Below are 13,188 nucleotides of genomic sequence, written 5' to 3'. Positions count from 1 at the left end.
CGGCGGTCTCGCGAGGCAATTGGGGCTTTATCCTCATGTTGAAAACCGCGGATCGCGAGATGACACGTTTGCTGGGGGCCGGCGACCCCACGCCGGTGGAGTGCGTCAACGCCGAAGGCCAGTCGCCTCTGTTCCTGACCTGCGAGCATGCGGGACGCGCGGTGCCTGCTGCTCTCGGCGACCTTGGTGTATTGCCCGAGGAGATGGATCGTCATATCGCCTATGATGTGGGAGCTGATGGGCTTTCCCGGCGATTGTCGGAACAGCTCGACGCACCGCTCATCCTCCAGCGCTACAGTCGGCTCGTGATCGACTGCAACCGGCCGTTTGCCGCAGCCGATTGTTTCGTGGAAGAGAGCGACGGCACCCTCGTCCCGGCTAACACCACGCTCAGCCATCTGGAGCGCAAGCGGCGCTACGAGGAAATCCACCAGCCGCTGCACGAGGCGATCTCGGAGGCGCTCGACAAGCGCCAGGCGGCCGGGAGGCCGACCATGCTCGTCTCGGTACACAGTTTCACGCCGGTCATGCGCGCGACAGGAGCTGTCCGGAATTTCGAACTCGGACTTCTCCACAACCGTGACCGGCGCTTTGCCGACGCGCTGGCGGAAACGTTTCGCGCCGCGAATCCGGACATCATGGTGCGGCTGAACGAGCCTTACATCGTAGACGACATGTCTGACTATACGATCCCCATGCACGGGGAAAAGCGGCGCATTCCGCATGTGTTGCTGGAAGTGCGCCATGATCTCATTTTCGACGCGCAAGGACAGGTGGATTGGGCGGCAAGACTCTCCGGCCCCCTGCAACGTGCCGCCGACCTGCTCAAGGAAAAGACTGATGGCCGCTGACCATCTCACGACCCGCGAAGTGCCTCTTGATCCGGCAGCGTCCGCGATTCTTTTCATCGACGTCCAGAATTTTTCCGTGCGTCGCGAGGGCGGCGAGTTCAAGGACGTCTCCGACGCGGATATCGCGGGAAAATACGGCTATTATTTCAAGCGCGTCCACGACGTCGCGATCCCTAACATGCAGAAGCTTCTTCATGGCTTCCGCGAGGCGGGTATCGAGGTATTGCACACGACAATCGAGAGCCTTACCAAGGACGGCCGCGATCGTAGCCTCGACTATAAGATTACGGGCTTCAACGTGCCGAAGGGGTCCTGGGACGGCAAGGTGATCGACGAACTGGAGCCGTTGGAAGACGAGATCGTACTTCCGAAGAGTTCATCAAGCGTCTTCGTCTCGACCCATATCGATTACATCCTGCGGAATCTGGGCGTGAAGCAACTCGTGCTCTGCGGACTTGTGACGGACCAGTGCGTTGAATCGGCCATACGCGACGCCTGCGATCTTGGCTATCTCGTTACACTCGTCCCGGATGCTTGCGGTACCTATTCCGACGAGCGCCACGAAATGTCGTTGCGCGCAATCAAGGGATATTGCCGGCAGATATCAACGGACGCGCTGCTGAAGGAGATCGGGCAGTAAAGGGCATCGGACATCGAAGCGACGGGACGGAAACAAAGGAGATATCTGGAAGCGGACCGCAAAAACAAAAGCTAAAGACGGGACCGCTCATCAGTTCACTGCCGAAAGGCATAACACAAAGGGGAACAACCATGATGAAGATTTCCAAATTGCTTCTGGCGGCGGGCTTCGCGGTCGCCGGTTCCACAGCTCTTGCCGACGACGAGAAGATCGTGATTGGCGGCGCGTTGTCGATGACGGGCATCCAGGCGCCGCTCGACACCCCCGGCTATAACGGTGCGCTCGTCGCCGTGAAATATTTGAACGACAATGGCGGTGTGCTTGGCAAGCAGATCGAGTTCATCAATATCGATGGCAAGTCCGATCCTGTCACCGTCGGCAACGTCGCCGTCGAACTGATCGACAAGGGCGCTCAAATCATCGTCGCACCGTGTGATTTCGACTTTGGCTCGCCGGCAAGCCGCGAGGCGCAGTCGGCCGACCTCGTCGGCATCTCCACCTGCGCGTCGGACCCGCTCTATTCGTCGTGGTCGCTGGGCGACAAGCAGTTCACGCTTTCCATGTGGAACACCACGATGGGCGCGACGGCGGCCGACTATGCCTTCAAGGAGCGGGGCTGGAAGACGGCCTATGTCGTCACCGATCAGTTCATTGCTTATACCAAATCGCTCTCAAAATACTTCGTCGAGCAATTCAAGGCGGATGGTGGCGAGATCATTCTCGAGGACACCTATACGAACGGCGACAACAACTTTTCGGCTCAGCTCGCACGTCTCCAGGCGCTCGGAAAGAAGCCTGACGTGATCTTCGTCTCGTCCTACGGCACCGATATAGGTGTGATTATTCGCGCCTTGCGCGAAGTCGGCTATGATGCGCCTATTCTCGGCGGCGATGCCTATGACGATCCAGCCATGCACGAGGCGCTCGGCGAGAAGTTCGGCAACGACGTCTATTTCGTCACCCACACCTGGATGGGCCCGGAAGCGCATCCAGACATGCCGAAATTCATCGAACTCTACACCGCCATGCATGGCAAGGCGCCGGATACCTCCTTCGTCTCAACGGGCTGGGACACGATCATGCTCATAGCCGAAGCGATAAAGGCTGCCGGGTCGACTGATGGCGCAGCCGTTGCCAAGGCCCTTGAAGATGGCCAGTTCAAGCTCCTGACCGGCGATCTCGATTACGGTACGACGGAAGAAGGCCACGTGCCGAACAAGGCCGCGGCCATCATCGAACTCAAGGGCGGAAAGCCAAGCTTCATTGGATGGCGGAAGCCCGAATCCCTGCCGAAGCCCTGATCGCTCCCATTTACGAGCCGGCCCTCGCGGCCGGCCGCTACCTTCGGAAAAGCCATGTCTGAAACGCGTCTCGTGGTAAACGACGTGTCGGTGGAGTTCACCGGCCTCCGCGCCCTCGACCAGGTGTCGCTCTTTGTCGCGACCGGGGAGATCGTTGGCCTGATCGGGCCGAACGGCTCCGGCAAGACGACCCTTATCAACGCCATCACCGGCCAGGTGAAACTGGCGACCGGCCAGATCACCCTCGGCGACACTACCCTTTCCGGCCTCAGCCCGCGCGAAATCGCGCTGCGGGGCGTGAGTCGTTCCTTCCAGATCGCCCGCCTTTTCAACACAATGACCGTGATGGAAAACGTCGAGGTCGCCGCGCTTGCCAAGGGCGCATCCCGCGCCGTGGCATCGCAAAGCGCCAAGATGCTGCTCGGCGAGCTCGGCCTGACCGTCAAGGCGGATGAGCTTGGCGAAAGCCTGAGCTATGGCGACAAGCGCCGCGTCGAGATTGCCCGCGCGCTCGCCGCCGAGCCGCGTTTCCTGCTGCTCGACGAGCCGGCAGCCGGCATGAACGACGCCGAGACGGAAACACTGCTTCATATCCTTGCCGAACTGCCGAAAAAAAGCGGGCTCGGTCTTCTCATCATCGACCACGACATGGGCCTGATTATGCGCCTTTGTTCCCGACTTCACGTGCTCGCTTCAGGCCACACGATCGCGGAAGGCGATGCCGCCCATGTGCGCAGCCATCCGGCCGTCATCGAAGCCTATCTCGGCAAGGGAGCGGTCAATGCTTGATATTCGCGACCTCTTGGTAAACTACGGCACGATCCGCGCGGTTCGCGGTATCGGCTTCAATCTCGCCAAGGGCGAACTGGTCAGCCTGCTGGGTGCCAACGGTGCCGGTAAATCAACGACACTTAAATGCATCGCCGGCGCCCTGAAAGCCTCTGGCGGTTCGATCACGCTCGACGGCACGAACATAACCTCGGCCAGCCCGGAGCAGGTCGTGCGCGCCGGCCTCGCGACGGTGCCGGAAACCCGCGACGTCTTCCCTGACCTGACCGTTTCGGAAAACCTCATGCTCGGCGCCTACATCCATCGCCGCGACCGCGCCGGCAACCGCGACAATCTCGAGCGCGTACACAATCTCTTCCCGCGTCTCGCCGAACGCGAAGGCCAGGCAGCCGGCACGCTTTCCGGCGGCGAACAGCAAATGCTCGTGATCGCCCGCGCGTTGATGTCCCGTCCGAGCGTGCTGCTTCTCGACGAGCCATCGCTGGGGCTCGCACCGGCCATCGTCGAACGCATCTTCGAGATGATCGAAACGCTGAAACGGACTGGCCTCACAATCCTGCTCGTCGAGCAGAATGTGAACCAGACGCTGGCAGTCGCCGACCGCGCCTATATCATGCGGCTCGGCAAGATCGTTGCCTCCGGCACCGCTAACGAGATCCGGTCCACCACCGATCTCAGCGCACATTATCTGGGAGGCTGATCATGGGTTTCGCGATACAATTCGTCATAGACGTCTTGAGCCTCGGCGGCGCCTACGCCCTCATGGCGCTTGGCCTCGTCATCATTTACGGCATCCTCCGTTTGGTGAATTTCGCTTACGGGGAACTCATCATGGTCGCCGGTTACACCATGTATCTCACCAGCGGTTCCGGTCTGCCCTGGATCATGATGGCGGTTTTCGCCGTTGTCATGGCTGTCGCCTTCGGCATATTCACCGACTATGCCGCCTTCCGTCCGGTTCGCGCGAAATCCGTGACGGCGGTGCTGATAACCTCATTTGCCTTCTCCAACCTGTTGCAGAACGCGGCGCTGCTTTTCATCTCGCCGCGCCCCCGCAATGTGCCGCTGCCGGAAATCTTTTCACAAACCGTCTCGATCGGCGGCGCGATCACGCCGGTGCGCAACCTCATCACTATCGCCGCCTCCATCGTGTTGCTCGCCGCCGTCGCCTTCCTGATGCGCAAGACGACGCTCGGCATCGCCATGCGTGCGGCGGCCACGAATTTTACCATGGCGCGCATGCTGGGCGTTCCGGCGAATCTTATCATCTCGTCTGCTTTCGCACTCTCCGGCTTTCTTGCAGGCGTTGTCGGCATCCTCTGGATCGGCCGCATCGGAACGGTCGTGCCGGGCATAGGGCTGGAACCGTTGCTCGTCGCCTTCATCGCCACCGTGATAGGCGGTATGCGCAGCCTGTCAGGTGCGGTCTTCGGCGGCTTTCTGCTGGCATTGATCGACACGACGCTCAACTATACCCTGTCGCAGGATCTCCTGAAGTTCCGCGACGCCTTCACCTTCGGTCTCGTTATCCTGATCCTGCTCTGGCGCCCTGAGGGCCTCATCAGGGGGCCGGCGAGCGGACAGCGGACTTGAGGAGCGCGATCATGAAACACTCCTATCTCACCGCCATCATCCTGCTCGGCGTGATCCTCGTCATAGGCATCGGCAGTCAGATGCTCGGCATCCGGCTTTATGACCGCATCGCCACGAACCTCATGATCTCGTTGGTGCTGGTCGTCGGCCTGCAGACCTTCATGGGCAATTCCGGCCTGCTCTCCTTCGCCCATATCGGCTTCATGGGTCTCGGCGCCTATACCTCCGCCGTGCTCACCATACCCGCACAAATGAAGAGCATGGCGCTGCCGGACCTCTATGGCTTCATGAAAGTCGTCGAAATCTCGCCGCTCTTCGCCATGATCGCCGCCGGATTGGTCGCGGCCCTCGTCGCCGCCGTCGTCGCTTATCCGCTGATGCGGCTTTCGGATGCCGCCGCCGTCATCACCTCGTTCGCTCTCCTCGTCGTGCTTTACACGATCATGAACAACTGGAGTGCCTTCACCAACGGACCGCGCACGCTTTTCGGTTTGCCGAAGACGACGGACATGCCGATCGCGGCGGTCCTTGCTGCTGTCGTGGTGGTCGTCGCGCTGGCCTTCAAGGAATCGCGCACTGGAACGCTGCTCCGCGCCTCGCGCGAGGACGAAGTCGCCGCTGCCGCGCTCGGCACAAATATCCCGCATTTGCGTTGGCGTGCCTTCATTCTCGCCGCCTTCATCGCGGGCATCGGTGGCGCGCTTTGGGGCCACTTCATCACCTCTTTCGCGCCGAAGGCCTTCTATCTCAAGGAGACGTTCCTGATCATCACCATGCTGGTGATCGGTGGGGCGAATACCGTGACCGGCGCTGTCGCCGGCACAATCCTCGTTACTGTCGCCTATGAGGGCTTGCGTGGTACCGAAGGCGCGCTTAACGCCACCTCCTTCGGCGCCGGCCAGGTCATCGGGCTGACCGAAATCGTGCTTGCGCTGGCAATGATTGCCGTGATGATCCTGAAGCCCGGTGGCATTTTCCCCAATCGCGAGATCGGCCACATTCTCATCCGCGCTCGCCGCAAAAAGGAGATTGTTGCCCAATGAGCTGGAAAACTGCCTATCGTTCGTTCTACTACGCCGACGCCGAGGCGCCGGACGACATCGTGCTCAATCCGGCAACCACGGCGCTGCTCGTCATCGACATTCAGAACACCTATCTCGGCCCGAAAGACACACCGGAGGAAACCGCACGCTGGCAGCCCTTCTATAACCGCATGCGAAACACGGTCATCCCGAACACGGCGCGCCTGATCGATGAATGCCGCAAGCGCGAGGTTGAGGTGATTTTTGCCCGTATCGCCTGCCTGAAGCCGGATGGCCGCGACCGCTCATTGAGCCAGAAGAAGCCAGGCTTCAATTACCTGCTGCTGCCGAAAGACCTGCTGGAAGGCCAGGTCGTCGATGAACTCGCTCCCCTTCCGGACGAGATCGTGATCACCAAGACGACGGACAGCGCACTGACGGGCACCAATCTGCGCCTGATCCTGCATAACATGGGCATCAAGGACGTCATCTGCTGCGGAATCTTCACCGACCAATGCGTTTCCTCGACGGTGCGCAGCCTGGCGGATGAAAGCTTCGGCGTCGTGGTAGTCGATGATTGCGGAGCCGCCGCGACCGACGAACTGCATAAGCGCGAGCTCGAGATCATCAACATGATCTATTGCCATGTCGTCCAGCTCGATGAGGTCTTGACCTTCTTCAAATAGGCAGGGAGAAGCCGCATGTTCGGTCTCTACGCTCGCGAAGCCCGATCGATCTCCAGGATGGCGCATCTACGCTTTTTTCCGCAGGCAGTCGTTGGCGGTAGTGGTGCCTATTTGACCGGCGACGACGGGCGACAACTCCTGGATTTCGCAGCGTCGTGGGGCGCGGCAAGTCTTGGCCATTCACATCCGGCAATCCGGGAGGCGGTGAATCGTGCTCTCTCCGACCAGGCCGGTGCCAGCTATCTCTCAACAGCCAACGAACCCTGCGTCCTCCTTGCGGAAAAGCTCTTGTCGCTTGTGCCGGAGCGTGCCCGCGGCCGGGTCTGGTTCGGCCATTCCGGCTCGGACGCCAACGAGACGGTCGCGCGGATGGTGGTCGCCGCAACCGGACGCTCGCGCATCCTTGCGTTCGAGGGCGCCTACCATGGCGGCACCGTTGGCTCGATGGCGATATCCGGTCACCCTGCGCAACAAGGAGCGGTCAAGGTGCCGGGCCTGACACTTGTCCCCTATCCCGACAGCTACGCGTCTGGCAGCTCCGAAGCCGCCAAGGAGATCGTGCTGGCGCGAATTGAAGAACTCTTCGCGACAGAAGTACCGCCGGAAGAGGTCGCGGCTTTCTTTATCGAGCCGATCCAGTCGGATGGCGGCATGCTTGTTCCTCCCGACGGCTTCTTCAAGGCCATCGAGACGCTCTGCCGCAGGCATGGCATCCTGCTCGTCTCGGATGAGGTGAAGGTCGGTCTCGGCCGCACCGGGATGATGCACGCCTACGAACATTCCGGAATTGAGCCGGACATCATCGTCTTCGGCAAAGGTCTTGGCGGCGGACTGCCGATTTCGGCTGTGGTCGGTCCCGAAGCAATCATGAATCACGCGGTCGCATTTTCCCTGCAGACGGTGCATGGCAATCCGGTCTGTGCCGCTGCGGCACTGGCGGTTCTTGAGACGATCGAAAGTGAGAATCTGGTCGAGAACGCTGCTCGCATAGGAACGGTCTTGCGCGACGGCCTCGAACAGTTAGCCCGCCGTCATTCCATTATCGGCAACGTCCGTGGTCGTGGCCTTGCCCTTGGTGCGGAGCTTGTAGTGGACCGGGAAAGCCGCATGCCTGCCAGCCGTGGATCTGCGCTTGCGGTCTATCGAGCTTTCGAGCTTGGCCTCGTTCTCTACTATGTTGGCGTTCGCTCGAACGTGCTTGAGTTCACGCCTCCACTCACCTTGTCGGAGGCGGAGGCTCGAAAGGGTGTGGACATTCTGGAGAAGGTCTTGGCCGACGTAATTGCCGGCCGCGTCAATGCGGATGTACTTGCCGGCTTCCAGGGCTGGTAAGATAAAACCTGGTGGGGAAATCCTTGTGGATATGGTCGCCAGCACACCGCATCTCGCTTCCTAATGCGCACCGTCCAAACGTTGCATTGGCTATCGGGGTCCTCGAGAATGCTGGGTTTTTGAGCAGACATGCCGTGCAAGAGGAGCCGTTTTCGGCCGATGCGGAAGTTGATGGGGAATAAGGTTACCGCCGATGTGCGGGGGGCGGTTGTTGTGCTCTGCTTGCACCTCGCCGGCTCAGTTCAGTGAGGCGATGTTCCGGTGAAGCACGCCTGAAAACTTCTTCAGCCCGCTTTGCTGAAGCGCGTCAACAAAGGCTTCAACCGATGGCGTTGTCTTACGCGGATTAAACCGCGCAGGTTTGACACTGGAAATGAGCGCGTTGGGAAACGCCGCATGGAGATCGGTCAGGAAATCATCCGGCGACTGGCTGGTTACGCCGTAGGGGAGGAGATCGCGCCTTGGAAAATCCTTGAGGTTCAAGGTGACGATGATGGAGGCTTTCCCTGCGATGGCGGCTGTGAACACATGCCGATCGCCAGGGTCAGGTAGTTTGAGGCTAGTGACCAATGGGTGATAGTTCGCCACGTCTGCGTTCGGCAGGACGGCCTTCATCCTGTCACGCGTGGCTATCAGACGTTCTATTGGTAGGGAAGGCGCGTTGGCGGCGAGATTGCGCATCCACTCGTCATGGATGTCATCGGTCCAGCGCGCCTCGACGAGACCGTCGAAGGCGCACTGGATCAGGACGTTGCGCGGATGGAAGCGATAGAGGACGCAGGCATCATAGACCGCAACGGCGGTTTAGAGGCCATGGGTGTGAATGAGATCCTCGGTGTCTTCGGCCGGCGCTTCCAAGGCGGCCCGCCGTGCGTCGAGCTTGGTCTTTAGCGCGAGCACTGGAGGCCGAACTTCAATAGCCGATGAAAGGCAACGGGGTGCGGTCCGGAGCGATTATTCCGGGATCAGGCGTTCCATGAGGATTTTCAGGTCCTTGGCTACGGCGAAGCTGTTATCTTGATGCTGGCGATTGCAGAACAGCTCGCAGCTCCACCACCCGTTATAGCCTGTCGATCTGACTGCATCCACCCAACTTGGCAGGTCGAGGACGCCTTCTCCGGTTGGCACATCGCGCAGGATTGCCTCATTCGGAATGCCGCCCGAATAGGGAAGGGAATCGCACAGGTGCACACCGTAGATCAGGTCCTTGTCGAGGCGGGCGATCCTCTCTGGCATATCGCCTGACGTATACGAGTGCCAGAAATCGACGACCACCCTGACATTGTCGCGGTTGCAGAGATCGAGGATGCGCAACTGCGCATCCATCGTGTTGAGCGGTGTCCAGGACAGCGCCTCAAGATAAACGAGGAGTCCGTGATCGGCGGCGATATCGGCGACGGCCTTCAGATTGGCGGCGGTCCGTTCGCTTTGCTCGTCTTCGGGCAGATCGATAAGGCCGCGGTAGAGACCGGGATAGCGGCTGATCGCCCCAGGCTCGAAAACCCTGATGTCAAGCGGGCCGGTGATGGCCTCAATGCCCTTTGCGCCAGCAGCGGCGGCGAGGGCGCACAGATGCTCCGCTTCGCGCAACATTTCCCGGCGCCCATCGCATTGCCGCTCCAGATCGGTCAGGAAACCGATGCCCGGCAGGAAGAGGCCGTCCAGACGTTCTCGGAGCGCCTCTTCCGTATGGCCGGCTGCCAGAAAGGCGGCGATCTTGGCACCGGATGTTTCCAGCCCGTCGAAATCAAGGCTGCGGGCAATCTCGACGTCGATCGCGAGCGAATTCGGCTTGGAGACCATGGAGTGGAAGATAAGTTTGTTTTTGGCACGGGCCATGGCTGCCGATCCTTCGTGTTTGTCTGGCATGGGTCAGTCGGCGGCGATCGGCAGATGTCGCTTTTTCCGGACCGCCGCAATCGCCTCCGCCGTTCTGAGGGCGACGACGGAATCCTCTCCCAGGCATATCCAGGTCGCCGATTTTTGCGTGGCGCCAAGGAAACCCTCGATCGTCGTGATGTAAGGGTCCCGATCACGCAACGGGATCAGTTCGTTCCTGCCATATAGGCGCCGGATAAGAGCACCCGGAGCCCTGCCGCTGAGCGTGCCATGGGCGATGAGTGTTCCACGGTCGCCCGCGAGCATGACGGTGCTCTCGAATTCAGCCGCGGCGAAGCTCTCGAGCGCCTGAAACAGCGTGCCGTTCGACATTCTTATTGCGTAGGAGAGCTGGTCGGCATCCATACCTTGTGGCCCGGACGAAAGTGCCGAGACTTCCACTGGTTCCTGGCCGGTCAGAAAACGCGCGAGATCGATGCTTTCAATGGACATGTCGAGCAGGATATCGCCCTTGGTCTCTCCCTCCTCCACATGGCGAGTGGGCGACGACTGAAACGGCGCGCCGCGCACGATCGACAGCAATTGTAAGGTGCCGATCTCGCCTTCCTGCAGCAGCCTGCGCATAGTCTGGTGCGGCGATGCGGCGCGGGCGGGCTGGTTGAGGGCAAGAACGATGCCGGCTTGCCGGCATTGCTCGACGAGTCCGGCCGCCACACGGCTGCTTGCCGCAATCGGGCCGTCGCAGAGCACATGCTTGCGCTCCGAGGCGGCGGCCACAATGTAGTGTCTACGCCGCTCGCGGGCAGCGCTGACATAGGCGAACTTGACGAAGGGATCGTGCAGGGCTCGCCTTGCGTCAAGCGATGTATTGGGCACCTGCATGTCCTGCGAAAAGAGCTTCGCGTATTCCTTGTTGCGGCTGACGACCCATCGGGGCTGATGTCCGGCAGTCCGGATCGCTGCAACCATGTGCTCGGTTGCGATGGTGCCTGTGCCCATGACAGACCAGCCGAGCTCTTCCGTGGATCGCACCGTGCCCTCCTCTCGTTTCCCGAGAGATTGGCTGCTCGCCACGCGCGTTACAACTTCGCACCGGATCGAAGTCATTAGCGGTGTGACGCGGAAATGGAGCCGGATTGCGTCAGGACGCGTAAGCTTGAATAGCGCTCCATGCCAGTCTCGGCTCTCGCAGGGACGTGATTAGCTGATGCCAAAAGCAGATGCGCGGCAAAATGGATAGAAGATGAAGGCTCTATTGAAGCGGTTAGCAGCGCGTTTCACGGATCAAATCAATAGCGCGTGCAATTGAAGTTTGCAGCATTCTGAAGTATAGTCCGCGTCTATATGCTTCATATTCGGGGAATATAATGGATCATTTGGGGAGGGACGCCGCTGCGCTGGCAGCGAACCTGCGCACGTTGTGTGAGCGCCATGGCTCAGTCGCGGCTGTCTGCCGCAAGATCAACGTCAATCGCCAGCAATTTAACAAATACCTTTCGGGAGCCCACATCCCGTCGCCCGCGAACTTGCGGATTATCGCCAATTATTTCGGCCTGAGCATTCCGATTCTTTTCGCCGATCCCGATGAGTTTCGCGCCCTCGTGGACGGCAACTTCTTTCATGCGATGGCGACGGTCCGGCAACTGCCGGAGTTCTCGCGCTTTGTTTCGAACATGATCGTCGAAAACAACGATGCCCATGACGACATTGTCGGCGTTTACGATCGTTACCAGTTTTCCTCAATTTATAAAGGCTTCGTGTTGCGGTCGGCTTTTTGTGTTTACCGCAACAAGGAGTTTCTTCAGCACTACTATGTCGAGCGGTTCCCGAGCTATGACGACCCACGAAAAACGGAATATGTCTTTAAGTACTACGGCTTCTGTTTCCCGGTGGCCGACCGTCTCTTCACGGCCGACTTTGAGGGGATCCAATCGAACGAGCTGACCTTCGGTGTTTATGCCCAGGTCAAGCGCAACTCCAAAAGGTTCATGTTTGGCATTTCGAGCGGCATTGCGGCGACTGTGTTCCGTCAGCCCTACTCAACAAAGGTTGCGTTGCATTACCGCGGGCCCGGTCTCTTGCGGCGCGAGCACCTCAAGGATCTCACCGTCTTGGATCGTAACGATCCGTCGATACCTCGCGAAGCTCTACAATATCTTGGCGATGGCTCAGATATGATCCAGATGAGCTAGAGCCCGTCGTGCACTGCCCATGCATTACATTCCTTATGGATGCAACTCGATCGCCAACCAGACACTGTCCGTGGTTGAATAGTAGCGGTGCCATGGATAGGTCCACTGGTTCTCACTGGTTACCCTGCAGAACGGATCGTGGGAATAACCGATTGGCATGATGACATCTTCATAAAGCGTCGTTTCGTTCCGCTCCTTGAATTTCTGCATCCGCCCAAGGCCATGGATCTGGGTATGGGTTTCAAGGAAAGGATGCTCGTCGTGAATGAAGCAATCGGTATCCCCCGGCGCCCACCACAGGTTCAGTTTCAGTCGGAACGTCTGTGGATTAACTGCCTCTTGACGCTCATTGGTGAAAACCCGCGCGTCGGTGGTTACCGTTCCGATTTCATCCTGTGGCGAGATATAGAGCGGAGTATCGCGCGGGAAGCTGCGGATGCGATTGCCCAGCCAATCCCAGCCACGGAACATGCAGCCCCCCAGATTGGTCGGCTTCACCACCTTAATGACGGCGGCACGCTCAGAAGAGCGGATAACGCCCCCTTTGAGCCAAGTGGATTTCCACGCAGGGACAACGGCCGGATGTGTCTCACCGGTGATCATTGCAGTGGGGGAGATGTTGACGACCACCCCATCTTCGACTGAATAGTCGACGACATTCTCTATCAGAACTGCGGAAATGAACTCGTCCGCGAAAGCTAAATCTCTTGTGACGTTCTGCACGCTGGTGCTCCGTATCCTGCAAATTTTCCCATTACAGCCATACATGTTCAGCCATGCCAAAAAAGTGCGCGCCCGGATTATTTTATTCGCTCAATGACGCAAAATAAGCTTCAGAGTGCGAATATCTGGCCGATGCCACAACGCGCTTTCAGGCGAGGGAGCACCCGTGCCTAAAACCCCCATCCGGGAACTTGCGCCGCTACGCAGCCCGATTTGAGAT

15 protein-coding genes are annotated in these 13,188 nt (G+C 59.5%); 11 read left to right on the top strand and 4 right to left on the bottom strand.

The genetic code is table 11. The annotated features are described in order from the left end of the window. The first annotated feature begins 35 nt into the window (after positions 1-35). The 9 genes from ATN84_RS07690 to ATN84_RS07650 all read left to right on the top strand — a co-directional run bounded on the left by ATN84_RS07690 (position 36) and on the right by ATN84_RS07650 (position 8,214). Complete coding sequence (locus ATN84_RS07690; RefSeq protein WP_068881036.1) at positions 36-851, top strand: N-formylglutamate amidohydrolase; 816 nt, start codon at positions 36-38, stop codon at positions 849-851. Next, positions 841-1,491: a cysteine hydrolase family protein gene (locus ATN84_RS07685; RefSeq protein ID WP_068881035.1), complete on the top strand. Its 651-nt coding sequence runs from the start codon at positions 841-843 to the stop codon at positions 1,489-1,491. The genes ATN84_RS07690 and ATN84_RS07685 overlap by 11 nt, the downstream gene beginning before the upstream one ends. 131 nt (positions 1,492-1,622) lie before the next feature. Next, positions 1,623-2,792 (top strand): ABC transporter substrate-binding protein, encoded by a 1,170-nt coding sequence (locus tag ATN84_RS07680; protein ID WP_068881034.1) that lies wholly within the window; start codon positions 1,623-1,625, stop codon positions 2,790-2,792. A 54-nt stretch (positions 2,793-2,846) separates the two neighbouring features. After that, positions 2,847-3,581, top strand: coding sequence for an ABC transporter ATP-binding protein (locus tag ATN84_RS07675; protein WP_068881033.1), 735 nt, complete (start codon positions 2,847-2,849; stop codon positions 3,579-3,581). After that, positions 3,574-4,281 (top strand): ABC transporter ATP-binding protein, encoded by a 708-nt coding sequence (locus ATN84_RS07670; RefSeq protein WP_068881032.1) that lies wholly within the window; start codon positions 3,574-3,576, stop codon positions 4,279-4,281. The genes ATN84_RS07675 and ATN84_RS07670 overlap by 8 nt, the downstream gene beginning before the upstream one ends. 2 nt (positions 4,282-4,283) lie before the next feature. After that, the gene (locus tag ATN84_RS07665) at positions 4,284-5,174 is read left to right on the top strand and encodes a branched-chain amino acid ABC transporter permease (protein WP_068881031.1); all 891 of its coding nucleotides are present in this window, start codon (positions 4,284-4,286) and stop codon (positions 5,172-5,174) included. Positions 5,175-5,185: 11 nt separating this feature from the next. Next, complete coding sequence (locus ATN84_RS07660) at positions 5,186-6,217, top strand: branched-chain amino acid ABC transporter permease (protein WP_068881030.1); 1,032 nt, start codon at positions 5,186-5,188, stop codon at positions 6,215-6,217. Beyond that, the gene (locus ATN84_RS07655; RefSeq protein ID WP_068881029.1) at positions 6,214-6,882 is read left to right on the top strand and encodes a cysteine hydrolase family protein; all 669 of its coding nucleotides are present in this window, start codon (positions 6,214-6,216) and stop codon (positions 6,880-6,882) included. The genes ATN84_RS07660 and ATN84_RS07655 overlap by 4 nt, the downstream gene beginning before the upstream one ends. A gap of 15 nt (positions 6,883-6,897) precedes the next feature. Next, complete coding sequence (locus ATN84_RS07650; protein WP_068881028.1) at positions 6,898-8,214, top strand: aspartate aminotransferase family protein; 1,317 nt, start codon at positions 6,898-6,900, stop codon at positions 8,212-8,214. Between the two features lie 237 nt (positions 8,215-8,451). Here the strand turns inward: ATN84_RS07650 and ATN84_RS07645 are convergent, their stop codons facing one another. Next, positions 8,452-8,958, bottom strand: coding sequence for a PIN domain-containing protein (locus ATN84_RS07645; RefSeq protein ID WP_244491023.1), 507 nt, complete (start codon positions 8,956-8,958; stop codon positions 8,452-8,454). Here ATN84_RS07645 and ATN84_RS28125 point away from each other — a divergent pair. Continuing rightward, a complete protein-coding gene (locus ATN84_RS28125) occupies positions 8,905-9,105 on the top strand; it encodes a hypothetical protein (RefSeq protein ID WP_425287381.1) in 201 nt (66 codons plus the stop codon). The two genes, ATN84_RS07645 and ATN84_RS28125, sit on opposite strands and share 54 nt — an antisense overlap. Positions 9,106-9,168: 63 nt before the next feature. Here the strand turns inward: ATN84_RS28125 and ATN84_RS07640 are convergent, their stop codons facing one another. Together ATN84_RS07640 and ATN84_RS07635 are read right to left on the bottom strand one after the other, a co-directional pair. Next, complete coding sequence (locus ATN84_RS07640) at positions 9,169-10,053, bottom strand: sugar phosphate isomerase/epimerase family protein (protein ID WP_068881070.1); 885 nt, start codon at positions 10,051-10,053, stop codon at positions 9,169-9,171. A 33-nt stretch (positions 10,054-10,086) separates the two neighbouring features. Then, positions 10,087-11,085 carry a Gfo/Idh/MocA family protein gene (locus ATN84_RS07635; RefSeq protein WP_244491018.1) on the bottom strand — a complete coding sequence of 333 codons (999 nt, stop codon included), beginning with the start codon at positions 11,083-11,085 and terminating at the stop codon, positions 10,087-10,089. Positions 11,086-11,420: 335 nt separating this feature from the next. Here ATN84_RS07635 and ATN84_RS07630 point away from each other — a divergent pair, with 335 nt between their 5' ends. Next, entirely contained in the window at positions 11,421-12,245 is an 825-nt protein-coding gene (locus ATN84_RS07630) for a helix-turn-helix domain-containing protein (protein ID WP_068881026.1), read from the top strand. A gap of 33 nt (positions 12,246-12,278) precedes the next feature. Here the strand turns inward: ATN84_RS07630 and ATN84_RS07625 are convergent, their stop codons facing one another. Further along, complete coding sequence (locus ATN84_RS07625; protein WP_153020144.1) at positions 12,279-12,968, bottom strand: hypothetical protein; 690 nt, start codon at positions 12,966-12,968, stop codon at positions 12,279-12,281. Positions 12,969-13,188 lie beyond the last annotated feature (220 nt).

The sequence above is a fragment of the Paramesorhizobium deserti genome, from assembly GCF_001558695.1.
In the GTDB taxonomy this organism is placed as follows: Bacteria; Pseudomonadota; Alphaproteobacteria; order Rhizobiales; family Rhizobiaceae; genus Paramesorhizobium; species Paramesorhizobium deserti.
This window is presented reverse-complemented; position numbering and strand designations above follow the sequence as displayed.